The organism is Streptomyces sp. NPDC050549 (genome assembly GCF_040655035.1).
Taxonomy (GTDB): Bacteria; Actinomycetota; Actinomycetes; order Streptomycetales; family Streptomycetaceae; genus Streptomyces.
The window spans coordinates 105,092-129,158 of sequence record NZ_JBFAJD010000024.1 but is presented as its reverse complement, the minus strand read 5'-3'; the positions used below and the strand labels follow the sequence as shown (position 1 = coordinate 129,158).

Annotated in this window: 19 protein-coding genes and 1 pseudogene; 7 read left to right on the top strand and 13 right to left on the bottom strand. The window is 69.9% G+C overall.

What is annotated here, in order from left to right:
• Positions 1 to 131 precede the first annotated feature (131 nt).
• Positions 132 to 473 (top strand): annotated as a pseudogene (locus AB0I51_RS30475) (ABC transporter substrate-binding protein); the annotation flags it as partial.
• Between the two features lie 194 nt (positions 474 to 667).
• On the opposite strand, the gene AB0I51_RS30470 reads toward AB0I51_RS30475, so the two are convergent.
• Complete coding sequence (locus AB0I51_RS30470) at positions 668 to 1,273, bottom strand: dihydrofolate reductase family protein (protein WP_362980590.1); 606 nt, start codon at positions 1,271 to 1,273, stop codon at positions 668 to 670.
• A gap of 322 nt (positions 1,274 to 1,595) precedes the next feature.
• Here AB0I51_RS30470 and AB0I51_RS30465 point away from each other — a divergent pair, with 322 nt between their 5' ends.
• Complete coding sequence (locus AB0I51_RS30465; RefSeq protein ID WP_362980588.1) at positions 1,596 to 2,228, top strand: hypothetical protein; 633 nt, start codon at positions 1,596 to 1,598, stop codon at positions 2,226 to 2,228.
• A gap of 22 nt (positions 2,229 to 2,250) precedes the next feature.
• On the opposite strand, the gene AB0I51_RS30460 is transcribed toward AB0I51_RS30465, so the two are convergent.
• A complete protein-coding gene (locus AB0I51_RS30460; RefSeq protein WP_362980637.1) occupies positions 2,251 to 3,429 on the bottom strand; it encodes a serine/threonine-protein kinase in 1,179 nt (392 codons plus the stop codon).
• A gap of 196 nt (positions 3,430 to 3,625) precedes the next feature.
• Here AB0I51_RS30460 and AB0I51_RS30455 point away from each other — a divergent pair, with 196 nt between their 5' ends.
• Both AB0I51_RS30455 and AB0I51_RS30450 read left to right on the top strand, forming a co-directional pair.
• The gene (locus tag AB0I51_RS30455; protein WP_362980586.1) at positions 3,626 to 4,345 is read left to right on the top strand and encodes a DUF6461 domain-containing protein; all 720 of its coding nucleotides are present in this window, start codon (positions 3,626 to 3,628) and stop codon (positions 4,343 to 4,345) included.
• 14 nt (positions 4,346 to 4,359) lie between these two features.
• The gene (locus tag AB0I51_RS30450) at positions 4,360 to 4,728 is read left to right on the top strand and encodes a signal peptidase I (protein ID WP_362980635.1); all 369 of its coding nucleotides are present in this window, start codon (positions 4,360 to 4,362) and stop codon (positions 4,726 to 4,728) included.
• A gap of 232 nt (positions 4,729 to 4,960) precedes the next feature.
• On the opposite strand, the gene AB0I51_RS30445 is transcribed toward AB0I51_RS30450, so the two are convergent.
• The 6 genes from AB0I51_RS30445 to AB0I51_RS30420 all read right to left on the bottom strand — a co-directional run bounded on the left by AB0I51_RS30445 (position 4,961) and on the right by AB0I51_RS30420 (position 13,816).
• Positions 4,961 to 6,766 carry an RICIN domain-containing protein gene (locus AB0I51_RS30445; RefSeq protein ID WP_362980584.1) on the bottom strand — a complete coding sequence of 602 codons (1,806 nt, stop codon included), beginning with the start codon at positions 6,764 to 6,766 and terminating at the stop codon, positions 4,961 to 4,963.
• 23 nt (positions 6,767 to 6,789) lie between these two features.
• The gene (locus AB0I51_RS30440; RefSeq protein ID WP_362980582.1) at positions 6,790 to 8,946 is read right to left on the bottom strand and encodes a beta-galactosidase; all 2,157 of its coding nucleotides are present in this window, start codon (positions 8,944 to 8,946) and stop codon (positions 6,790 to 6,792) included.
• A gap of 52 nt (positions 8,947 to 8,998) precedes the next feature.
• Positions 8,999 to 9,925 carry a carbohydrate ABC transporter permease gene (locus AB0I51_RS30435; RefSeq protein WP_362980580.1) on the bottom strand — a complete coding sequence of 309 codons (927 nt, stop codon included), beginning with the start codon at positions 9,923 to 9,925 and terminating at the stop codon, positions 8,999 to 9,001.
• A complete protein-coding gene (locus AB0I51_RS30430) occupies positions 9,922 to 10,836 on the bottom strand; it encodes a sugar ABC transporter permease (RefSeq protein ID WP_362980633.1) in 915 nt (304 codons plus the stop codon). The genes AB0I51_RS30435 and AB0I51_RS30430 overlap by 4 nt, the downstream gene beginning before the upstream one ends.
• Before the next feature lie 73 nt (positions 10,837 to 10,909).
• Positions 10,910 to 12,307 (bottom strand): extracellular solute-binding protein, encoded by a 1,398-nt coding sequence (locus tag AB0I51_RS30425; protein WP_362980578.1) that lies wholly within the window; start codon positions 12,305 to 12,307, stop codon positions 10,910 to 10,912.
• A 357-nt stretch (positions 12,308 to 12,664) separates the two neighbouring features.
• Positions 12,665 to 13,816, bottom strand: a complete 1,152-nt coding sequence (locus AB0I51_RS30420; protein ID WP_362980576.1) for a LacI family DNA-binding transcriptional regulator — start codon at positions 13,814 to 13,816, stop codon at positions 12,665 to 12,667.
• 460 nt (positions 13,817 to 14,276) lie between these two features.
• Between AB0I51_RS30420 and AB0I51_RS30415 the strand changes: the two genes are divergently transcribed.
• Positions 14,277 to 15,995 (top strand): ABC transporter ATP-binding protein, encoded by a 1,719-nt coding sequence (locus tag AB0I51_RS30415; protein ID WP_362980574.1) that lies wholly within the window; start codon positions 14,277 to 14,279, stop codon positions 15,993 to 15,995.
• A 213-nt stretch (positions 15,996 to 16,208) separates the two neighbouring features.
• On the opposite strand, the gene AB0I51_RS30410 is transcribed toward AB0I51_RS30415, so the two are convergent.
• Positions 16,209 to 16,664: a hypothetical protein gene (locus tag AB0I51_RS30410; protein WP_362980572.1), complete on the bottom strand. Its 456-nt coding sequence runs from the start codon at positions 16,662 to 16,664 to the stop codon at positions 16,209 to 16,211.
• Positions 16,665 to 16,848: 184 nt separating this feature from the next.
• Here AB0I51_RS30410 and AB0I51_RS30405 point away from each other — a divergent pair, with 184 nt between their 5' ends.
• Positions 16,849 to 17,631, top strand: a complete 783-nt coding sequence (locus tag AB0I51_RS30405) for an alpha/beta fold hydrolase (protein WP_362980570.1) — start codon at positions 16,849 to 16,851, stop codon at positions 17,629 to 17,631.
• Positions 17,632 to 17,642: 11 nt separating this feature from the next.
• Here the strand turns inward: AB0I51_RS30405 and AB0I51_RS30400 are convergent, their stop codons facing one another.
• From AB0I51_RS30400 to AB0I51_RS30390, 3 genes are all read right to left on the bottom strand, one after another.
• Entirely contained in the window at positions 17,643 to 18,299 is a 657-nt protein-coding gene (locus AB0I51_RS30400) for a response regulator transcription factor (RefSeq protein WP_362980568.1), read from the bottom strand.
• Positions 18,296 to 19,612, bottom strand: coding sequence for a histidine kinase (locus tag AB0I51_RS30395; RefSeq protein ID WP_362980566.1), 1,317 nt, complete (start codon positions 19,610 to 19,612; stop codon positions 18,296 to 18,298). The genes AB0I51_RS30400 and AB0I51_RS30395 overlap by 4 nt, the downstream gene beginning before the upstream one ends.
• A gap of 126 nt (positions 19,613 to 19,738) precedes the next feature.
• Positions 19,739 to 21,976, bottom strand: coding sequence for an MMPL family transporter (locus tag AB0I51_RS30390; RefSeq protein WP_362980564.1), 2,238 nt, complete (start codon positions 21,974 to 21,976; stop codon positions 19,739 to 19,741).
• Positions 21,977 to 22,262: 286 nt separating this feature from the next.
• Between AB0I51_RS30390 and AB0I51_RS30385 the strand changes: the two genes are divergently transcribed.
• Positions 22,263 to 23,747 (top strand): serine/threonine-protein kinase, encoded by a 1,485-nt coding sequence (locus tag AB0I51_RS30385; RefSeq protein ID WP_362980562.1) that lies wholly within the window; start codon positions 22,263 to 22,265, stop codon positions 23,745 to 23,747.
• A 44-nt stretch (positions 23,748 to 23,791) separates the two neighbouring features.
• Here AB0I51_RS30385 and AB0I51_RS30380 read toward each other — a convergent pair whose 3' ends face one another.
• Positions 23,792 to 23,956 (bottom strand): hypothetical protein, encoded by a 165-nt coding sequence (locus tag AB0I51_RS30380; RefSeq protein WP_362980560.1) that lies wholly within the window; start codon positions 23,954 to 23,956, stop codon positions 23,792 to 23,794.
• Positions 23,957 to 24,067 lie beyond the last annotated feature (111 nt).

Sequence of the window (24,067 nt, the reverse complement as noted above, 5' to 3'; positions counted from 1 at the left end):
TATGCGTGCTCACGGCAGTTGTCCGAATCGAAACATCCGCTCGACGCCTTCCTGAGCGACGGCGGCCAACGGCGCTCCTCGTCGGTAAACGTCGACGGCAAAGGTTTGCGCACTCCGAGGGCCGGATTCACCCACCGGTGACCGGCCAGGACGCGAACCTGGACGCGGTGCAGCGGATCGTCTCCGGTGATCAGTACATGACCGCGTACAAGACGTTCCCGGACGAGGCCACCCGCGCTGCGGAGATCGCGGTGTACAAGGTCCAGGGGCGCGACATTCAGTTCGACGCGCTGACCCGGGACACGGTCGACAGCCCGACCGAGAAGAAGATCCCCGCGATGCTGGTTCCGGTCGTCTCTTTCACGAAGGACAACATCAAGGACACGGTGATCGCGGACGGCGTCTACTCGGTCAAGGACATCTGCACCTCGAAGTACGCGACGGCCTGCGCCGCGATCGGCCTGCGCTTCTGAGCACCGCGCGCCGCCAAGTGCTGTGACCGTATGGCTTCGCCGGGGTGGTGGATGCAGGGCTGTCGGTCTGCCAGTGAGAAGCCCTCGACGTCAGGCCGCGTCGATCACCGGCGGGATCTCGCCCGGGCTCCTCCGCCTCTTCACTGGACCGGCCGCCCCGGTCTCTTGGCAGACGCCGCGGCCACTCCCCACCACTAGTAGCTGTCGTATGTGGGCCTGCCGTTCGGCCGGTACACGCCGACGACGGTGCCGCCCTTCGTCGTCGAGACGCTGACCGGTTCCAGCGCGGTGGGGATCGCACCGTCGGCGAACAGCCGTTTGCCGGTGCCGATGATCACCGGATGGATGGTCAGCCGGTACTCGTCGACGAGTCCGTGCCGCATGAGGGTCTGGGCGAGGTCTCCGCTGCCGACGACGTTGACGGCGCCGCCGTCGGACGCCTTCAACTCACGTACGGCATCGACGGTGTCGCCCTGCAGCAGCGTGGAGTTCTGCCACTCGACGGACGTCAGGGTCCGGGACGCCACGTACTTGTGCATGCCGTTCATCCGGTCGGTGAACGGGTTGCCTGGATCGGCGGTCGGCCAGTACGACGCGAAGATCTCGTACGTCTTGCGGCCGAGCAGCATCGCGTCGGAATCCTCGTACCAACCGGCGATGGCCGCGCCGACCTCGTCGTCGGCCACCGGTTTCTGCCAGCCCCCGTGCTCGAAGCCGCTCTCCGCGTCCTCGTCCGGACCCCCCGGCGCCTGCATGACGCCGTCCAGCGTCAGAAACGTACAAACGATGATCTCGCGCATGGTGCGCTCCTTTCGTCCACGGGTAGACCGCACGTCCGCAGAAAACTCATCGGCGGGAGACGATGCCGGAGCCGGACCAGGCCGAGGCGCCAGTCCCGGACACCGCGCCGGTGGGCCGCGGGACATGCCATTGGCCGGTCAGCCTGCTGTCGGGCTCCGAACAACTGGTTCCGTCGGCCGCAGGGGCGCTGGGCCGATGCCCCTGGTTATACGCCCTCTCATGGTCCCGTCGGCGGGAGCCACTACACTCGCCTCCCCTGACCGCTCACACGTGCGCGGTCGGCTCCCGCTGCCGCGGGCATTCATTCATCGGGGGACATCCATGAAGGATCCAGGGTCATCCGGGCTGGACGTCGGCGCGGCTTTCGAACGGCTCCTGGGCCGGGCGCTGGACTCCGGGCGGGTCAGGGAGGCGCTTGGCCGGTCCTGCGGGAAGCTCGACCGTGAGTGCCTGCGTACGCGCGCGCTCCGGGAGCGGGCCGCGATCGCCGAGGCGGCCGCGGCCGAGTACCGCGAGTATGTGGAGGCCGGCGGCCGCCAGGACGCCCGTGGGGACACCGGCGCACCGGCCGCGGCCGGGAAGCGGGGCGGTGGCTGGCTGATGGCCGTACTTGCCTTCGTGGCCGTCGTAGCGGTCGCGTTGCTGGCACTCGGATTCGCGCTGCGGGCCTTTGTCGGGCGGCCCTACGTCGGCGACGGCGTGATGACGGCGGGACTGATCGTCGGTGCCGTGGCCGCCGGGGCGATCGTGGGCGACCTCGCCTGGTCCTGGAAGGCACCGGCCCACGACCGCCCGGGCGCGGACGACGCGTCGTCCGGCGAGGGAGCGGCCGAGGGCGGCTGGATACAGGAGGAGTGGGAACTCGCCCTGCTGGAATGGGGATTGGTGCCGTTCCTGCTCGACTGCATCGAGGAGCCGGGACTGCTCGAACAGGACAACCGGCCCGCGCGCTGACTCGTACGGGCCGGTCGGTGCGTCAGGGGCTCGCGGCGCTGGACGGGTTCGTCTCCGGTGTGTCCGCCGAACTGTGGTCGGGGGAGAACAGCGCCACGCCGACCAGCACTGCCCCGAGGAAGATCAGCACGGCGGCGACGGTGCTCACCGTCCGCGATGTGCGCGAGGTCCGCGATGTCTGGGACCGGCGTCCGGCGGTGGCGCGGACCCCCTCGCGCGGCCGGCGCCGCGTCCGATGCGCCGAAGCGGTGCTGCCGGCGGAGGTCGGGAAGGCGTACGTGGTCACGGAACCGGAAGCCGTGTTCGCCCTGGGCTCGCCGATCGTCTCCCGAGGGGTCGCACGTGGCGCCGGCCGGGGAGGCGGTGCGGCCGCGGGGAGGGGCTCGGGATGTCCTTTCCAGGCGCCGCCGGCGAACCAGTTGGCGGCCTGGCCCGCCGTGGGACGGTCCTCGGGCCGCTTGGCGAGCAGCCCGAGCAGGTAGTTCTCGAAGGCGGGCGGCAGCCCGACACCCAGCTCCCGTGGTGGTACGGGGGCCGTGTCGAGATGGTGATGGAGTACGGCGATGGCGCTGCCGGCGCGGAACGGCGGCTGTCCGACGAGGAGTTGGTAGAGCACACAGCCGAGCGAGTAGACGTCGGACGGCGGTCCGGCGGGCTGGCCGAGGGCACGCTCGGGGGCGATGTACAGGCTCGTCCCGACGATCTGGCCGGTCGCGGTGAGTGCGCCACCGGGGTCGTTCATGAACTGCGCGATACCGAAGTCGGCGATCTTCACGGACCCGTCGGCGTCGAGAAGAAGGTTGCCGGGCTTGATGTCCCGGTGCACGATGCCCTGTTCGTGCGCGGCGGCCATCCCGGCGGCCGAGTGGGCGGCAATGCGGGCCACCTGCTCGGCCGGCAGGGATCCCGCCTGGGCGAGCACATGGGAGAGGCTGTCGCCCTGGACCAGTTCCATCACCAGGAACAGCCGGCCCTCCTGCTCACCGAAGTCGAGAACGCCGACCACATGGGGGTGGCTGAGCCGGCCCGCCGTCTGCGCCTCCAGACGGAAGCGGGCGGCGGCGGTGGGTTCGGAGTTCTGGGCGTGCAGGAGTTTGACGGCCACGGGTCTGCCGCCCACCTCGTCGTACGCCTGCCAGACCTCGCCCATCGCGCCGCGTCCGATGGCGACGTGCAGCCGGTACCGGCCCGCTATCAGCACCTGTTGTTTCATCCTCACGCAGTGAGACCGACTCGATCGCTGCGGCCCATGTCCCTTGGCAGGAACGGGTGTTGGTGGGGAGGCCGCGGCTTCCCTACCCTACTGGCGGGTCGAGGGTGTTCGCCCACGATCGGGGATCGGCGGTCGGACCGATCGGGCCGGCCCGGTGTCAGTGGCGGCTGGCAGCATGCACTCCATGACCACAGCGACCGCGGCCGACTACGGCTGGATACGTTCCGCGACATCACCGTTCCGCTATGCGCTGGAGAGTGGATACGTCCTGACGCTGGTGCGGGGAGTCTCCCCTGAGCAGTTTCTCGCGCTGGCGGGAGCCGAGCCGAGGGGTGTGTGCGAAGGAGGCGACGAACTGATCGAGCGGCATCAGGAGCTCCTGGAAGAATCCGATGGCGGGGACGGCCCCTACGTCCTCGCGGGAGCGTGCGCTGTCCCGGGTGAGGACGGCGCCTGGACTCTCGCCCTGGCCCTCGGTGGGGATTCATGGCCGCCCGGCTTCATGGAAACCCTCTCGGCCGGGACCCGTGCCGTCTCCCATTCGAGCAATGGGGGAAAGCCCATGCACTTCTTCCACTGGTACGAGAACGGGGAGTTGCGCACCCGTTTCGAATGGCCCACGGTCCGAAGTGGTAGCACCCCGGACGAGCTCAATTCCTTGATGTGCGAGGTCGGTCTCGGCCTCACGGACGACGATGCTTCCCGTGTCGATCTCAAGGCGGCGGTGTTCGCACTGGCCGAGCGCCTTACCGGAGTCCGGTTGGCCGTGGAACCGATGGCGCTGGCCGAGTACCGGACGGCCGTAGTGCCCGAGGCACCCGCCGAGGAGTGGACGAGCATCACCATCGACATCACTGATGCGTACGGCGTGCGGACCTACGCGCATATCGAAAATGATGGCTGATAAGGTCTGGGTTTATGAGCGGAAATATATATGTGGGAAATGCGGGCAAGGATGCGTCACTGGACAGCGGATGGCTCCTCGGTCATTTCAAGGACGCCGACGACCCTCGTCATACCGACGCCGTAGAGGTCAAGTGGGGAATTCACCCGCAGAGTGATGAACGGCTGGAATGGGTGAGAGGCGACGAGCGGACTGCGCTCCTGGTACTCGTCAGTGGCCGGTTCCGGGTGGAATTCCCGGAGCGCAGTGTTCTTCTGGAGAAGCAGGGGGATTATGTCGTGTGGGGACCCGGAGTCGACCATTCCTGGTTCGCGGAAGAGGAATCCGTGTTGGTTACGGTTCGGTGGCCGTCCGTAGCCGGTTATGCGGTGACACGGGAATAGCGGAGAGGAATGGCCGGCGTACGGGTGCTCGGCAACGCCCAGCTCGGCGCCATCGGCGACCCGCACCACCGCCCGCCCCGACAGCGTTCCGTAATCGATTCCGATGACGTAGGTGTCGATGTTCGCACGGTCCTCGTGCGGTGCGTTCACAACCGGCCGTCCTTCTGCTGATCGGTGATTCGGTGTGCCCTGCCGGGCCTGGCCGATGGGGACCAGGCCCTGTCTCGGGCGTCTACTGGACGAGCTTCCAGTCCTGCGAACCGTCCGTGAGCGCGGTCTGCAGGGTGAGTTGCGCTCCGGCGGTCGCGCCGGTCAGGTACAGGCTCGTGTTCTTGACGGACTGCAGTTGGTAGAAGCCGTCGCTGGTCTTGACGAGGTTCCAGCTGCCGGTGCCGCTGTTGTCGACCCACTGGCCGATCTTCTGGCCGGCCGTGGCGTTGCCTGTCCAGATGGCGGCCGCCCTGCCGCCGGACTTGTTGAGGAGCGTCGTACCGCCCTGTGGTTCGGTCACCACGTGCCAGTACTGGGTGTCCGGGTCGGCTGCCGCGCCGGTGTCCTCCAGGACCACGTCGGGCACGTTCCCGTTGCCGAGGTTGGCGTCGTTGGTCCTGTTGCCGGTGCCGATCACCTGGCCGGTCTTGCGGTTCACCAGCTTGTAGTAGGCACCGTCCGAGTGCCCGAGGTCGACCTCGGCGTAGGCGATCGTGGACGTGCCCTGGTTGTTGAGGATCGCGACCCGGCCGGTGCCGTCGACGTACTGGAGGTTTCGGCTGTAGCCGGCCGGAGAGGTCGTCTGGTACTCCGTCCACACTCCGTCGCTGCGCCCGCCCTTGTTGACCCAGACATCGCCGCTGCCCGCCGCGTTGTACACCAGGCGTCCGTCGGGGAGCCGGACGACGACCGGGCTGCCGCCGCCCGGGAGCGGGCGGGAACCCGCGACGACGGGCAGCGAGCCGACGGACATGCCCGTCTGGGTGCCGCGGAAGAACTTCAGCGGGTCGTCGGCGATCGCGTACCGGGTGTTGGCCCCGCCGCCCCAGTACTCGAACGTCAGCATCCACCGGCCGTCCGTCGTGGGGACGACATTGGTCATGCCCGGCCGTCCGCCACCGATCTCCGTCTTGCCGCCACCCATGTCCTGCACGGCACCGGAGATGTCGACGACCGGGTCGCTCCACTTCCCGTCGCCTCCGTTCCAGGTCTTGTGGACGAGGATCTGGCCGTGCGAGTCGGCGGCGGTGTCATTGGCGGGGTCGGGAGTCGCGACACCGGTGACCGGGTCGAAGCCCGTGTAGTCGTTCTCGTCGGAGTAGTAGCAGACGAGCTTGCCCTTGTAGACCATCAGGTACGGCTCCCACAGGGGGTCGACCTGCTTGTCCTTGTTGGCGCTCGCGATGTTCCGGCCGATGGCGCCCGCGCTGCCGCCCTGCCACCCACCCGTGGCGATGACGTTGACCACCTTCCAGGTCTTGCCGTCGTCACCGCTCGAATACAGGGCGATCGCCAGGTCCTTGCGGTCCCCGTCGTTGTTCGGCGTCCAGGTGGGGTCGGCCGCCTTCTGATCCTTGTAGTAGTAGTCGTCGCCCGACACGACACTCGCCAGCAGCAGCGTGCCCTTCTTGAGGCTGCCGACCTTCTGCGGAAGGACGTAGAGGTAGGGGTTGGTCCAGTTGCTCGTGTACTTCGCGTACCGGGGATCCTTGGAGAGGTACGCCGGAGCCCTGACCTCCGACAGCGGCTGCCAGCTCGTGCCCTGGTCGTCGCTCTTGTAGACCGGGAGGGTCTGTCCGTCGGCGCTGCCCGACGCCGTCACGACCGTCGACTTCTCGAAGGACGCGACGAGCCGGCCGCTCGGCAGCTGCGCCGACTTCGGATAGATCGCGCAGTTGCCGCGCCCCTTCAGGCAGGCGTCACTGCCGAGTTGGTAGAGGGTCCCGCCCGTCGGGTTGTACGCCTGCGCACTGACCATGGGTATGGCGAGGATCGCGGATGTAGCAGCAAGGGTTCCGAGGGCTCGTCCAAGCCGTCTTCTCTGCATGGCCCCTCCTCAGGGGAGTTGGATCAGGGTCGGATGGCTGTTGCGGAGACGAGGACGCGTACGTCCCAGGCGCCGAGGTTCAGGGCAGAGCCGGCGACGATCGCATCGCCGGTCAGGGCGTCGGTGAGGTCCGCCGGGGCGGGGACGCTCGCGGGCTCCCAGCTCCAGTTGTGGACGATGTGCACGCGGCGGCCGTCGGGTGCGGTCCCGGTGGTCGCGGTGACGGTCGCAGGAAGGTGCTGCCAGCCGCTGGTCGCGGCCGGGGACAGCCACTCGGCCAGCGCCCGGGCGAGGTCACGGTCCGGCGCCGTGCCGACGCAGGTGATCCGGCCCGCGCCGTGAACGCGGGTGGTCACCGCGGGCCAGCGGCCGTAGTGCGGGTGCTCGTAGGCGGCGAGGACTTCCGCGTCCACGGCCGTGAGGCCCTCGATCCACCGCGTGGCACGGGCGTTGGCGGACACCTCGAACAGGCTGCCGGGCACCGCGCGCACCGGTACGTCCTGGGTGAGGTTGCCGAACTCGTCGTACTGCACGCCAGCAGCCTCGACGAGCCGTCCGGGGGCCGGTTCGTGGCGGGCCCGTGCCTCGTGGTCGGCGTAGCCGGTGCGCGGGCCCAGGACCAGGTGGCCGCCGGCGTGGGCGTACGCCTCCAGCCAGTCGAGCGTGGAGTCGTCGACGACGTACAGGGCCGGGGCGACGAGCACGGGGTGGCGTCGTACTGCCTCCTGCGGTGCCGTCCCGTCCCGCTCGCCGCGCGGATCGTGCAGCTGGCGGGCGTGGACGATGCGCACCTGGCGGCCCGCGTCGAAGGCGCCCCGGTAGAAGGGGTCGAAGAAGCGGTGGTAGGCGGCGGCGTCCGGCTCGCCGTCGGCGGTCGCGAGCGGCGGGTACTTCTGCATCAGCCACTTGCTCGGCGTCGAGTAGACCATCGTGATGTCCGCGTCCGGCTCAAGACCGGCGACGAGCGGGCCCGCGGCGCTGAACTCCGCGCCGAGACGGGCGATTTCGGCATAGGTGCGGCCGGGCCTGCCGCTGTGCGGGAGGACTCCGCCCCAGTAGGTCTCCGCACCGAAACGCAGGGTCTGCCACTGCCAGTACTCGATCATCCGGGCCCCGCGCGCGACGTGCGCCCAGGCGGCCTGGCGCCACTGGCCGTCGTAGCCGGGCCGGTTGTCCCAGGGGAAACCGATGCTCTGGGCGTTGGTCTCGGTGACGAGGAACGGCTCCTGGCGGGAGGAGAACATCCAGTCGGCCGTCTGGTACATCGACCAGACCCCGGTGGTCTTCCACTGCTGCTCGTGGTCGTCGGGTGTGGGGTCGGGCAGCAGGAGGCCGTCCTGCATGTCGTAGTACGGGTTGCCGGAGGCGATGTCGAGGCGGTCCGACAGCTCGTCGTCCTCGACTCCCTGGCGGGTGTACGAGATGCAGGTGGTGACGAACTGGCCCGGCCGGGCGTACTCGCGGACGAGGTCGGCCTGCCAGCCGATGAACTCGGTGACCTGGCGGGCCTGGAACTCCCGCCAGGCGACGTCGTATTGAGGCTGTTCGTTGCCGTCCGGGGTCCACAGGTCGGCCCAGGTGGACAGGCAGTGGGACCAATAGACCAGTCCCCATTCGCGGTTGAGGGTCTCGACGTCGCCGTACTTCTCCCGCAGGTGGTCCACGAAGCGCTGGAAGACGCCGTTGTTGTGGAGGAGGTGCAGGCCCGGCTCGTTGTCCACCTGCCAGCCGATGACCGCCGGGTGGTCGGCGTACCGGGCGACCATCGCGCGGATGAGCCGCTCCGCGTGGAAACGGAACGCGGGGTGGGTGAAGTCGATCTCCTGGCGGGCGCCCCAGCCGAGGCGCTGCCCGGTGGCGTACTCGGCGGTGATCTCCGGGTACAGGCGGACCAGCCACTGCGGGGCGGCGTAGGTCGGGGTGCCGATGATCACGGAGATGCCCCGTTCGTGGGCGCCGTCCAACACCGGTTGCAGCCAGTCGAGTTCGAACCGGCCGTTTTCCGGTTCCCAGGTCGACCAGACGGACTCGCCTACCCGGATCACGGTGAAGTGCGCTTCGGCCATCAGGTCCAGGTCGGTCTTGAGCTGTTCGTCGGGCCGGATGGTGGAGCCGTAGGCGGGCGTGTACTCGTGGTAGTACGCGGCACCGAACAGGACACGGGCAGGCAGAGCCGCCATGGGGGGAAACCTCCGAGGAAACGGGAAGTGGTACGTGGGACGCGGATGCGCGCTACTGCTTGACGCCGCCGGAGGCCAGGCCGCTCTGCCAGTACCGCTGGAGCATCAGGAACGCCACGACGAGCGGGACGATCGAGATCAGGGAGCCGGTCACCACCAGTGCGAGCATGTCGCTGCTGGAGCCGGCCCCGCCGTTCTGGGCCTGCGCTGCCCAGGAGGAGAGACCGACGGTGACGGGGTACAGGTTCGGGTTGTTGAGCATGATCAGCGGCAGGAAGTAGTTGTTCCAGGTCGCCACCAGCGTGAACAGCAGGACGGTCACCAGCCCGGGGCCGAGCAGCCTGAGGACGATCCGGAAGAAGATCCGTGCCTCGCCCGCGCCGTCGATCCGGGCGGCCTCCAGGATGCTGTCGGGGACGGCGTCCTCGGCGTACACCCGCATCAGGTAGAGGCCGAACGGGTTGACCAGGGACGGCAGGATGACGGCCCAGGGCGTGTTCACCAGGCCCGCCTTGGCGAACAGCAGATAGGTCGGGATCGCCAGCGCGGTGGCCGGGACCATCACGGCGCCCACGACGAGGTTGAAGGCCACCCGGTCGCCGCGGAAGCGGAACTTGGCGAACCCGTAGCCGCCGGCCGCCGCGAGCAGCGCGGCCCCGACCGAGCTGACACCCGCGTACATGACCGTGTTGAGCAGCCAGCGCACGAAGACGCCGTCGTCCTGGGTGAAGGTGGCCCTGATGTTCGTCAGCAGCTGCGGGGCGTGCGAGAACCACAGACCGAAGGTGTTGAAGAGGTCCTGCGTGCTCTTGGTCGAGGCGACCACCAGCCAGAGCAGCGGCAGCAGGAAGTACGCCAGGACGGCCAGCATGGCGATCGTCAGCGGGGTGCTGTGGCGCTTCCTGCCCCGCTTGCGCGCGGTGGCCGGAGCCCGCCTCGCCGGCGGAGCGAGCTCGGCCGTGGGAAGGGTGGTCGTCATGATGTCCTCCTGCGGTTGGCGGTGAGCAGGACGGCGTAGGAGACGATCACGATGACGAGGCCGAGGAGGAAGGACACCGTGGCCGCGTAGTTGACCTGCTGTCCGGTGAACGCGAGCGTGTAGGCGTAGAGGTTGGCGGTGTAGGAACTGCTGATCACGTCCGGGGCGATGCTCATCAACAGCTTCGGTTCGTTGAAGAGTTGGAAGCTGCCGATCACCGAGAACAGCAGGGTGAGCATCAACGCGGGCCTGAGGGCGGGCAGTTTGATGGACCAGGCGATGCGCCAGGCGCCCGCCCCGTCCACGGCGGCGGCCTCGTACAGCTCCTCGGGGACGGTGCGCAGCGCGGCGTACAGGATGATCATGTTGTAGCCGACGAACTCCCAGGTCACGATGTTCGACAGGCTCCCGAGCATCCAGCCGTCGCTGAGAAAGGCCGGGGCCGGCAGACGGAGATCGTGGCTCAGCTGGGCGAACGGGCCGAAGTCCGGTCCGTACAGATAGCCCCACATGAGCGCGGCGACCACGCTCGGCACGGCGTACGGGACGAAGATGCCGAGCCGGATCACCCGGGCGAACCGCAGCAGTCCGCTGTCGAGCGCGAGCGCGAACAGCAGCGCCAGCAGCAGCATCAACGGGACCTGGATCACGAAGAACAACGCGACGCGTACGACACCGTGGATGAGCTGGGGGTCGCCCAGGGCCCGGACGTAGTTGTCGAGCCCGACGAACGACGTTCCGCCGATGAGCCGTTCCTGGAAGAGACTGAGGTAGGCGGCGTAGCCGAGCGGGGCGAGGAAGAGCAGCAGGAACAGCGCCATGAAGGGTGCGACGAACAGTGGCCCTGCCGACCGGCGGCGGCGCGCGCCGCCGCGCCGGCCCTTGGGGGAGGCCGCGGTTGTGGCAGTCATCATCGGGCCTTTCTGAGGGGTGGGGTGTGCCGGGGGCCGGGTCCCGCACCGCCGCGCGGGACCCGGTGCAGCGTCAGGCAGAGTGGACCGTGAAGCCCTGGGTCTTGGCGTACGTGGTGAGCCGCGACTGCCAACTGCCCAGCGCGCGCACGGTGTTCGTCTTGTCGGCGAGGGACTTGCCGACGGTCTCGGTCCAGTCGGTGGCGGCCTGGTCGAGGAACGGGGGCCACTGGAAAGAGGCGTTGACCGTGGAGCTGATGTCGGCGAAGACCTGGTTGACCTTCTGGCCGCCGTAGAAGGTCGGGGCGTCCGACACGAAATCGGCATCCGTGAGCAGGGCCTTGGTCGCCGGGAAGAAGAACTGCTCGGTGGCGAACATCCTGGCGCTGGCCGGGTCGGTGTTGAGGAACTGGGCGAACACCGCTGCCTGAATGGGGTTCTTGGTGGAGCGGATCACCGCGGTGGTCGAGCCGCCCCAGTTGCCGGAGCTGGGCTTGGCCGCGTCCCACTGCGGGAGCGGGGCCGCGCGCCACTTGCCGGCGGTGGCCTTGGCGGAGCCGGACAGGAAGACCGGGCCCCAGGCGGCGGTCAGCCAGGTCGCGTACTTGCCCTTGTTGAGGGCCGCGTACCAGGAGTCGGTGAAGTCCGGCTCCACGCCGATGACTCCCTCCTTGGCGAGTCCGCCCCAGTACGCGCCGAGCTTCTGGGAGACGGCGTCGTCCACGCCGATGGTGATGTCGCTCCTGCCGGACAGGCTGTAGGGCTTGGCGCCCGCCTGCCACAACAGGCCGTGCCAGGCGGCGACCTGGTTGGCGGCGAGGTTGGTGAGGTAGACGTCCGGGTCGGCCTTGTGCAGCTTGCGGGCGGCGGCGGCGAACTCGTCCCAGGTGGTGGGGACTTCGATGCCGTGCTTGTCGAAGATGTCCTTGCGGTAGAGCATGCCCATCGGGCCGGTGTCCTGCGGGATCGCCCAGATCTGGCCGCCGCTGCCGCTGACCTGGCTCCAAGTCCAGTCCACGAACGTCGACTTGAGCGCCGAGGCGCCGTAGGGACGCAGGTCCAGGAGGCTGTCGGTGATGGTGAAGGTCGGGATGGCCTGGTACTCGATCTGCACCATGTCCGGGGCGCCGCTGTTCGCCTTGAGCGCGGTGCGCAGCTTGGTGTACTGCGGTGTGCCCTGACCGGCGTTGACGACCTTGATCTTGACGGCCGGGTACTTCTTCTCGAAGAGCGCGACCTCCTTGTCGATGTTCGGGACCCAGGTCCAGAACGTCAGCTCGGTCGGCGTCTTCATGGCCTTGCCGATGTCGGCCTGGCTGACCGGCTTGCTGGACGCGGTCGAGCCGCCGGAGCCGCTGCCGCCGCAGGCGGTGAGGGTGGCGCCGAGCGACAGGGCGCCCGTCGTGGCGAGGAAGCCCCGCCGGCTCATGGAGAAGGGGCCGGGCATGGACGAAGAGGTGTTTCTGGGCATGGTGAACTCCCGCCGGTGGCGAAGTTGACGGCACGCCTGGCAAGGGCGTGCGGAGGCGTGATGGAGGAGGGGCGCGGACGCGCCGGCCGAGGCGCGGACGCCGACGGGGTCGGGCACGCGTCCTCGTGGACCGGGCCGACGACTTCTCCGTGTGCGGAGAGCGAGGTCGTGGCCGAAGAAGAAGGTGGTGAGCCGGCGACGGAGACGGTGGGGGATAGGCGGCTCGCCGTCTGCCGGCTTCAGGAACGCCCTTGCCCGGCAAGGGCGTTCGCAGGGGCGGGGCGTGACCGGGACCTGCGGCTCGTCCTGGGTCACGCGCCGGCCGTGCGCTCGTGATGTCCGGGCTGACCGGCGTCGTCACTGGTGGGTGGCCGGGCCTCCGTTCGGCGGCGGAGTGTGGTGCGCGCTCCCGCGGGAACGGGCGGCGGTACGTCCGCCGCGAGCCGGGGTCGTCCGGTTGGGCGGTGGCGCGGTCGAGGTACGGATGATGAGGTCGACCGGCGGGGGGCTCGACGGTAGAGGAGCCGCGTTCGGGTTCTCGATGGCGTGCACCAGACGCTTGAGCCCTTCCTGTGCCACGGCGTCGAACGGCTGGCGCACCGTGGTCAGCGGAGGAGTCACATAGGCGGCGACCGGGATGTCGTCGAAGCCGACCACACTGACGTCCTCGGGCACCCGCAGCCCGGCCTCCGTCAGCGCGCGGATCAGACCGATCGCCATGTCGTCGTTGGCGGCGAACACCGCGGTGACACCACCGTCCTCGGCCAGTTGGCGTCCCGCCCGGTACCCGGACGCGGCCGACCAGTCGCCCTCGACGGGCGGCGGTAGGGCCCGGCCGTGCGCGGTCAGGGTGGCCCGCCAGCCGTCGAGACGGTCCCGCGCGGCATACCACCGCTGCGGACCCGCGAGATGATGGACCGTCATATGACCGAGTTCCAGAAGGTGTTCGGTTGCGGTGTGAGCCATCAGGTCGGCGCCGTCGCCCGCGGTCAGCACGAGCGGCGCGGAGACCGGGGAGGGTGCACCGAGGACGAGGATCGGAACGTTCAGACGCGGGGCGGCACCTCCGTCGTCGCCGGGGATGCCCTCCTCGTCGATCGGCTCGGAGATGACGATGCCGTCCACGCCCTGATCGAGGAGCGAGTCCACGGCACCGGCCATGCCCGCCGGGTCGCCTTCCATTGTGTTGACCACGCGAAGTGCGTAGCCGGTGTCCCGGACGACCCGCTCGACCCCCATGAGCAGCGAGGCCGGACCGTACAGGGCCGTCCCCAGCGTCACCACGCCGATCGAGCGGGTGCGGCCGGAGGCCAGGGCCCGGGCGGCGTTGTTGCGCCGGTAGCCGAGATCCTCGGCGGCTTCGAGGACGCGCCGGCGGACCTCGGCGGAGACGTACTGCTCGTCGTTGAAGACCCGCGACACCGTCTTCTGCGAGACCCCGGCCAGGCGGGCCACATCCACGCTGCGCGGAATCGCGGTGTTCCCGCTCCGCCCTGTCCCGCGCGTCATGGTGTCTCCCGATGGCCGGCCTTGCGTGTCTGTCTACGCAGTCATGTCTGCGCTGTCATGTCTACGCAGTCATACGACTGTCGTCAAGAGTCCGGAACGCATCCGTAACGTCGGCCCCGGCGCCGCACGGCACCGGCGGACCCGATTAGGGATTCGGTAAGGGAACATCATCCAACCCTCACCTCCCTTCCTGAGTTCGCCAACTCCCCTCCTCGTACTACCGGTTGCCAACTCCGAGAAAGGAGATCGCAGTGTCCTTCGCGAAGATCACTCTGGCCAAGAAGGCCAAGAAGAAGGAGTGCGCCAAGGAGGCGCATCACAAGCACCACGAGAAGAAGCACCACCGCAAGCACAAGAAGCACGGCAAGTGACGGCTGTGCCGGGGTCCGCCCGTCCGCCTGACATGGACCCCGGCACGCACTGGGATCGGACGGCGGCAGGGGAACACCGCCCGTCCCGGATGCGACACGCCCGCGTCTCCCCGCTCGCCGCCTTCCGCACCTTCTGGCCCCTGGTCCGCGGCAACCGCGTCGCCGTCCTCTTCTCGGCCCTGCTCCTCATCGCCTCGTCCGCCGCCGACGCCGTCGCGATCGCCATCGCGGGCCGCCTCACCGATGACGTCCTCGCCCCCGGTGACCTCGACGCCTTCTGGGGCCCGGCCACGCTCTGGCTCGGCCTCGCCGTGGCCGGCGCGGCGGCTTCCGCCGCGGGCAGCTACCTGTCCGGCTGGACCAGCGAGCACTTCCTCCTGGGCATGCGCGACCATGTCTTCCAGCACCTCCAGCGAATCCCGCCGGACACCCTCGACCGCTACGGCACCGGCGACCTGGTCACCCGCCTCACCGGGGACATCGAGGTCGTGGAGACCCTGGTCGCCTCCGCCCCCGTCGAGCTGATCACCTCCGCCGCGGGCGCCCTCGTCTTCGCCGCCGCCGCGTTTTGGACCAGCTGGCAGCTGGCGCTCATCACCCTCGCCGCAGCCCCACTGATCTGGCTCGGCGCCCGCGTCTTCGGCACCCTGATGCGCACCGCCACCCGCGCCGAACGCGACAGCAACGGACGCCTCGCCTCCCTCCTGGAGGAGAGCCTCGCCAACATGCCCCTGGTGCAGGCCTACGGCCGTCAGCGCGCGGAGCGCAGCAAGGCGCACCGCGAGGGACGCACCTGGATGCGGGCCGGACTGCGCCAGATCCGGCTGTCCTCCGTGTACGGCCCGCTCGGTGAACTCCTCGAAACGCTCAGCGTGCTGGCGGTGATCGGCGCCGGGGCGTGGCAGATCTCCGAACACCACCTCACCGTGGGCGGCCTGCTCTCCTTTGCCGCCTTCCTCAGCTATCTCCACCCGAGACTGCAGGAACTCGGCGAACTCCTCGTAGGCGCCTCGACGGCCACCGCCGCCTGTGAGCGCCTGATCGAGGTCCTGCGCACCAGCCCCACCCCCGAACCGACCCCCCGACCCGACACCCCACCCCTCCCCGAACCCGTACGCGGCGCCGTCACCTTCCAGGACGTCGGCTTCTCCTACCCCGGCGCGCCGGGCCCCGTGCTCCACCACGTCCAACTCGACATCCCCCCGGGCCTGTTGGTCGCCGTCACCGGCCCCAGCGGCGCAGGCAAGTCCACCCTCGGCAAACTCCTGCTCCGCTTCCGCGAACCCACCCGGGGCCGCATCCTGCTCGACGGCCGGGACATCGCCGAACTCCCCGTGGACGAGGTGCGCCGCCACATCACCCTGCTCCCGCAGGACAGCATGCTCTTCGACGACACGGTCCGCGCGAACATCGTCTACGGCCGCCCGGACGCCGCCGACAGCGAGGTGCTCGCCGCCGCAGTCGCGGCCGACGCGCACGGATTCGTCAGCGCGCTGCCCGAGGGCTACGACACCCAGGTCGGCAAGCACGGCAACAACCTCTCCGGCGGCCAGCGCCGCAGGATCGCCCTGGCCCGGGCCATGCTGCGCACCGCGTCCGTGCTCGTCCTCGACGAACCCACGACCGGCCTCGACGACGCGGCGACCGCTCGCATCATGGCGCCCCTGCGCCACCTCGCCGCAGGCCGCACGACATTCCTCATCACCCACGACCGCCGCCTGGCCGCACTGGCCGACCTGGTCCTCCACCTGTCCGACGCCACCGCCGTACTGACGGCACCCGAACCGATCGCGGACGAGGCGGCCTGAGCGCGGGGAACCAACCCTCAGGCCGTACGCCCCAAGAGGTCTGCGGTGTCACAGGAGTGGGCAGGTCCAGCGCGCGGCCGAGGGCCAGGACGACGGGGGAGGCGTATTCCGCCAGGTGCAACGGGGCCCAGGCGGCAGCCAGTTGGAGGAAGTCGGCCAGATCGCGCTCCGCGCAGGAGAGCAGGATGCGCAGCTCGGCGACGGGCGGTTCGATCACCGGCCGCCTTCGTCCTCGGCGTCGACGGTCAGCCGGACGACACTGCCGTGGCGTTCCGCGACCGGAGAGGGGCCGTGCCCGAAACAGGCCCAGCCGCCGTCGACGACCTCGAACCAGTCGCGGTGCTCGTCCAGCCCGTTGCAGCAGCCGGGCAGCAGAGTGGTGCCGCTCGCCGTGTCCGTGATCCGCAGGCCTCCGGGGGCGAAGAGGCCGTCCGTGCCGAGCAGTCCGTGCAGGAAGGCGCCGAGTGCGTCGGTGGGCCTCGGCGGGTGGGTGCCATTCCCGGGCTCGACGGTGTCGCAGTCGGCGATGCTCATCACCGCCGTGCCCACCTCCGCGGGCGTGAGCCCGCCGTTCAGCGACAGGAAGCCGTACGGCACGGACTCGGCGACGGGCCGGAGGGCGAAGCCGTCACAGGCGCGCGTCTCCAGGACGGGCTGCAGGACGATCACCCGGGAAGTCTGCGGCACGGCTACTCGCGCGGGACAGCGGGTGCCCGCCCCCCTCGATCTCGATCTCGTTGCGGGTCCCGATCCGTGACAGCAACTCCCTTGTGTTCAAGGCAAGATCCGGATCGTCCCGGTCAACGCCCGTGACCCCGGCCGGTGGACGGCCGCCGTACCTCAGGAGACATCCATGCCGAATCTCGAAGTCGACGGCGCGGTACTCGTGTACGACGACGAAGGCCCCGTCGACGGAGCCGACGTGCCGCTGGTCTTCATTCACGGCTGGACGGCCAACCGGCACCGGTGGGACGACCAGTTCGCGCACTTCGCGGCCGAACGGCGGGTCGTACGGCTCGACTTGAGGGGGCACGGCGAGAGCACCGGGGCGGGGGCGCGGACCGTCGACGAGCTGGCCGGGGACGTCGTCGCGCTGCTCGACCATCTGGAGGTCGACCGGTTCGTGCCGGTCGGGCACTCCATGGGCGGGATGATCGCGCAGACCCTGGCACTCTCCCAGCCGCAGCGGGTCGAGCGGATGGTGCTGGTCGACTCGATCAGCCGCATGACGTACAGCTGGGCGCGCGGTCTGCTGCTGGCGGTGTCCACGCTGCTGCCGTTCAAGCTGTTCGTCGCCGTCAACATCCAGCGCGCCTTCGCCCCCGGCTGTCCCAAGGAGAAGATGCGCGCGTACATCGACGCCTCCGCCGCCACGCCCCGCGAGGTGGTCATGACCTGCTACGGAGCGATGCGCGCCTTCGACGTCCTGGACCGGGTCCACGAGATCACCGCGCCCACGCTCATCGTGCACGGCTACCACGACATCCAGCTGCCACTCTCCCAGATGCTGCGGATGGCGAACGCCCACCCCGACGCGGTCGTCCGGATCGTCGACGCCGGTCACGAACTGCCCGTGGAGAAACCGGCCGAACTCACCGCGCTCATCGGGAAGTTCGTGGCCACGCCGACGGTCTGAGGAGCAAATCCTCAGGCCGGCCGTACCAGTCCCGCGTCGTACGCGAAGATCACCGCCTGAACCCGGTCCCGGGCGCCGATCTTGGCGAGGATGCGGCTGACGTGGGACTTGACGGTGGACTCGGCGAGGCAGAGGCGTTCGGCGATCTCGGTGTTGCTCCAGCCCGAGGCCATGACGGTGAGGACTTCGCGCTCGCGGTTGGTGAGGGTGTCGAGGCGGCGGTCCTGCTCCGGGGTGCGGCCGGGCATGCGGTCGCCGAAGGCGTCGATGAGTTTGCGGGTCAGGCCGGGGGAGATGACCGCGTCCCCGGCGGCCACGGCGCGGATGCCCGCGACCAGTTCCTCGGGCAGCGCGTCCTTGAGGAGGAATCCGCTGGCCCCGGCGCGCAGCGCCGCGTACGCGTACTCGTCGAGGTCGAAGGTGGTCAACACGAGGACGCGGGAGCGGCCCCCGGACTGCACGATCCGACGGGTGGCCTCGATGCCGTCCATGCCGGGCATCCGTACGTCCATCAGGACCACGTCGGGGCGGAGTTCGGCCGCCAGCCGGACCGCCTCGACGCCGTGCGTCGCCTCGCCGACGGTGCTCAGGTCGGGGTACTGCTCGATGAGCATGCTGAAGCCGAGGCGCTGCAGGGCCTGGTCGTCGACGATGAGGACGGTGGTCATGCGGGGTGCTTCTCCATGAGGTCGGGAGCGGTCGAGGTGGGCAGGAGGAGGGCGTGGACGGTCCAGCCGCCCCGGGAGTTGGGGCCTGCGGCGACCTGGCCGCCGTAGAGCGCGGCCCGTTCGCGCATGCCGACCAGGCCCTTGCCGTGTCCGTCGGTGTCGGGGGCCGGGTGCGGGCCGGCGTCCTCGACGGTGATGCGCACGGCCTCGGGGTCGGCCGCGACCGCGACCTCGACGGTCGTGTCCGGTGCCGCGTGCTTGAGCGTGTTGGTGAGGGCTTCCTGCACGATGCGGTAGACGGCGAGCTGAAGTCCCTGGGAGAGACCGGTGAGTTCGCCCTTGAGGCGCAGGGTGGCGGCGAGGCCCGCGGCCCGGACCCGCTCCATCAGGGGGCCGAGGTCGGACAGTCCGGGCTGGGGCGCGAAGGGGGTGTCGTCGGGTTCGTCCTCGTGGATGACGGAGAGCAGTCTGCGCAGTTCGGCCAGGGCGCCGCGTCCGCTCTCCGCGATGATCCGCAGTGTGTCCGCGCCCCGCTTGGGTTTGCTCTCGGCGAGCCCTGCCGCGCCGCCCGCGAGACCGACGATCACGGCGAGGGTGTGGCCGAGGATGTCGTGCATCTCCCGTGCCACCCGGGCGCGTTCACCGGCGGCGGCCAGCCGGGCCCGCTGGTCGCGCTCCACCTCAAGGCGGACGGCGTGCTCCTTGAGGGCCTCGATGTAGGCGTTCACGAGTTTTCCGGCCAGGCCGAGCGCGGCCATCGACAGGATGGCGACGACGGCCAGGAACGCCAGCACCGGGGTACTGGCCTGTTGGTCCGACCCCTTGAGGCCGTTGAAGAAGACGATCGACACGAATGTCTGAACCAGGTTGTACGCGACGCCGACGGCCAGCCGGCTCGGAGCGCCGAAGCGTCCCAGGTTGAGCAGCGCCACCAGCTGGGTGGCGCTCGACCCCGAGTCCACCCGTAAGGCAAGGCACACCGCGGAGAGGACGACCAGGGCGGCGAACACCAGCACGGGCCGCTGCCTCCGCCACAGCAACGGCACGGTGAAGCCCGCGGTCACCGCCAGTATCAGTACGAAGGCGGAGGCGGAGTCGTGGGCCGCGCGCACCAGCGCCGGAATCCCGGCCAGCGCGTAGCAGGCGGGCACCCCCCACAGCCTGACCCGCGGATGCGCCGTGTCGGCCTGCCGTACCCGCCCCAGCCAGGTGAGCAGCCCGACGACCGCGCGGTACTCGGAGTCGCCCAGCCGAGCCCCTCCCATCAGGCTCTCGGGCATGAAGGACCGGGCCGTCATCGGTGGTGAGGTCACGGGATACACCCTCCAGGTGCAGGCGGGTCGCCCGCCGGTCCCGGGGGGAGGGGACCGGCGGGCGGGGACGGTGCGGCCGGGCAAGACCCGGACCGGCGTCCTGATGTGGATCGTACGGCCGCTGCCTCAGCGCTTCCCGGTGGCGCCGGACGACACGGGTGCCGGGTCCGGGGCGCCCGAGCCGTCGTCCGGGGTCTTGGCCAGCAGGTGGCGCAGGCGTTCGCCCTCGACGTCCACGTTGGGCAGGATCCGGTCCAGCCGGCCGGGCAGCGCCCAGGCACGGTGGCCGAGCAGGGCCATGACCGCGGGCACGAGCGTCATGCGGACGACGAACGCGTCGAAGAGGACGGCCGAGGCGAGGCCCAGGCCGATCGACTTGATCAGTGCCACGTCGTCCAGGAGGAAGCCGGCGAACACGGAGATCATGATGATCGCGGCGGCCGTGACCACCCGGGCGCCGTGCCGGAAGCCCGCGATCACCGCTTCCGTGGGCTCGGCCCCGTGGACGTACTCCTCACGCATCCGGGTCACCAGGAACACCTCGTAGTCCATGGCGAGCCCGAACACCACGCCGATCATGAAGATCGGCAGCACACTCACGATCGGCGAGGTCTGGTCGACCCCGAACAGGCCCGCCAGCCAGCCCCACTGGAACACCGCGACGACCACACCGAGCGTGGCCACCACGCTGAGCAGGAAGCCGAGGGCGGCCTTGAGGGGGACCAGGATCGAGCGGAAGACCAGGAGCAGCAGCACCAGGGCCAGGCTTACGACCACACCCAGGTAGGGGATCAGGGCGCCGCTGAGCTTGTTGGACACGTCGATGTTCAGCGCGGTCGTGCCGGTCACCATCAGTTCGGAGCCGGTGTCGGACTTCAGCGCCGGGCCCCGGCCGCGGATCTGGGAGACCAGGTCGACGGTGGCCTGGCTGGTGGGGGCGCTCTTCGGCACGACGGAGATCAGGGCCACGTCGCCGTTCTGGTTGAACACCGCGGGGCGTACGGCGGCGACGTCGGACAGTTTGCCCAGCTGGGTGACCGTGTCCTGCGCCGCCGTCTTCGTGTCACCGCTGCCGCGACCGTCGACGACCACCGTGAGCGGGCCGTTGTAGCCGTCCCCGAAGCCCTTGGTGATCGTGTCGTAGGCGATGCGCTCGCTGGTGCCCGGCGCGGACATGCTGTCGTCGGGCAGGGACAGGCGCATCGACAGGGCGGGGATGGCGAGGACACCGAGCCCGACGACCGAGACGAGCAGCATCTTCACCGGGTTGCGGGTCACGAACCGGGCCCAGCGCACGCCCGTCGTCTCGCCCTCGCCGCGCTCCTGGACGGCGCGCATCCGGCGGCTGGAGAACCGGCTGCCCATGATCCGCATCCCGGCGAAGCCCAGCACCGCGGGCAGCAGGGTCAGTGCGATCAGGACGGCCACGACGACCGCGAAGGCGGCGCCCAGGCCCATGGTGGTCAGCATGCTGATGCCGATGATGCTCAGGCCGGCCAGGGCGATGACGACGGTGAGCCCGGCGAACACCACCGCGGACCCGGCGGTGCCCAGCGCGCGGCCCGCCGCCTCCTCCGGTTCGTGGCCGTCCCGGATCTCACTGCGGTACCGGGACACGATGAACAGGGCGTAGTCGATGGCGACCGCCAGGCCCAGCATCAGCGCCAGCGTCGAGGCGGCCGAGCTGAGGTCGAAGAACGCGCTCGCGACCGTGATGGCGGAGACCGCCGCCCCGACTCCGAAGATCGCCGTCAGCAGCGGCAGCCCGGCCGCGAGCAGCGACCCGAACGTGATGACCAGCGCCACGGCCGCGATCAGCAGACCGATCAGCTCGGTCGCGCTGCTGCCCGCCTTCTCCTGCACGGCGTTGCCGCCCAGGCTGATCGCGAGGCCGGCCTTCTCTCCCTTGTCGGCCACGGAGTGCAGCGCGTCGCGGGCCGCGTCGGTGACATCGGCCTGGGCGACCTTGTAGGTGACCTGGGCGTAGGTGATGGTCCCGGACTTGCTGACCAGACCGCTCTGGTAGGGATCGCTGACGTTCGCGACCTGGGGAGCCTTCTGCAGGTCGGCGATCAGGGACTCGACCTCGGTCTTGTCGGCCCCGGACTTCAGCTGCTGTCCGGCCGGTGCCTCGAACACCACACGGGCGGTGGCGCCGGAGGCCGAGGCCTGCGGGAACTCCTTCTCCAGCAGGTCGATCGCCTTCTGCGACTGTGTGCCGGGCAGGGTGAAGCTGTCGGACGTGTTGGACGAGACGCTCGCCGCGCCGATGCCGACGACCGCCAGGACGGCGATCCACAACATCAGGACGAGCCGTCGTTGCCGGAACGAGAACCGGCCCAGTCGGTAGAGGAAGGTGGCCACGGAGTACTCCCACCAGGTTCGAGAGAAAGAGGTTCGAGAGGAAGAGGAGGGCCTGCGCGACCCACGTCTTCACGCTAGGAGCGCCTTTCCTCACCTCCGCGGCACCGAGGAAGTGAAAACGGCCGGGGTGACTAGTACCGGGGTACTAGGCCCTCTCCACCCTCCAGTCGAGGTGGGCGGCCCTCGGGTCCGGGAGGTCGCCGTGATCCACCCCACACGATCCGGGACAAGAGCCGGTTATGGTGACCAGGCGAATCGAACAGGGACAGAACCGGCGGAGGGCACCGTGTCGGACGAAGGGCGTCGCATCGCCGGGCGCTACCGGCTGGCCGAGCAGATCGGCCGAGGCGGCATGGGCACCGTCTGGCGGGCCGACGACGAGGTCCTCGGCCGACAGGTCGCGATCAAGCGACTCCACGCACGGCCGGAACTCTCCGCCGACGAACTCGCCACCCTCTACGAGCGCACCCGCCGCGAGGCCCGCAGCGCCGCCCGGATCCAGCACCCGAACGTGATCGTCGTCCACGACGTCGTCGACGACGACGGCCGCCCCTGCATCGTCATGGAGTACGTCCCGGGCCCCACGCTCGCCGACCTCCTCAAGGACGGCCGGACCCTCCCGCACCAGGAGGCGGCCCGCATCGGCCTCGACACGGTCGCCGCCCTGCGCGCGGCCCACGCCGCCGGCGTACTGCACCGAGACGTCAAGCCCGGCAACGTCCTGCTCGGCACCGGCGACCGGACCGTCCTCACCGACTTCGGCATCGCCACGACGGACGGGGCGTCGACACTGACGAAGACCGGCGAGATGGTCGGCTCCATCCACTACATGGCACCGGAGCGGATCCGCGGCCTCACCCCCGGCACGGCCTCCGACCTGTGGGCCCTCGGCGCCACCCTCTACCAGGCCGTCGAGGGCCGCCCGCCGTTCCGCCGGGCCACCGCGATGGAGACCGCCTACGCCATCGCCGTGGACCCCCTCGAACCCATGAAGCAGGCCGGACCCCTGGAGCCGCTGATCGAGGCACTCCTGATCAAGGAGCCCGACGAGCGGCCGACGGCGGAACGGACCGAGCGCGCGCTGCAGACCGCGTGGTGGGGAGATGTGACCACCGAACTGCCGCCGCCCGTAGCCGAGTTGACCGTCGCAGAGCCGGAGTCGGCGCGAGACTCCGGCCGTGGGCGCCGTCGGGGTCGCAAGGGGCTCGTGGCCGGGGTGTTCGCCTTCGCCGCGGCGGCCACGGCGTTCGTGCTGCACGGGACATCGACATCGCCACCCGGGCACGCGGCGAGCCGGCCCACGACCACGCCCTCCACGTCCCCCCTCCCGGAGGGCTATCACCTCGTCCGGGACCGGCAACTCGGTGTCTCCTTCCCGGTGCCGGACGACTGGAAGGCCGGCAAGCGGTCGGCGGAGAGCGTCACGTACACCGACCAGACCGGTCTCGCCGGGCTCACCATCGGCGTCGTGGACCCGGCGGGACCCAATCCGAGCACGCACTTCGCGGACATCGAGGCCAACACCAAGGTCAACTATCCGACGTACCGCAGACTCCGTATGCAGCAGACCACCTTCCGCCAACAGCCTGCCGCCATCTGGGAGTTCACCTTCCAGGGCCGGGTCCGGGTGTTCCGCGCCATCGATCTCGGCTTCGGCAAGGAGGGCGACCGCGAGCACGACATCTACCTCTCGGCCCCGGACGCGAAGTGGGACACCTACCGTCCCGTCTTCGACACGGTCAGGGACGGGTTCGTGACGAGCGCGCCGTAACTCGCGGGCTCACGCCGGGTGTTCGGCGCAGGGGCAGCCGGCCCCTACCGGGTCGGAGCCCGGCCGATGACCCCGTCGGCCTCCAGTGCGGTGATCTCCCTTGCGGTCAGCCCGAGTTCGGTCAGCAACTCGTGGTTGTGCTGTCCGAGCAGGGGCGCGGGACGGGTCCTGCGGGGGCCGGGGCTTCGGGAGAGCCGAGCGGTGATCAAGGGGTCGCAGCGGACGATATCCGCGGCGGGAACCGAGCGGCCACGGAGTTTCGTCCCCCGGCGACCGGCCCCCGCTCCCGACCGATCGCACCGCACCACGGGTCGCTACCG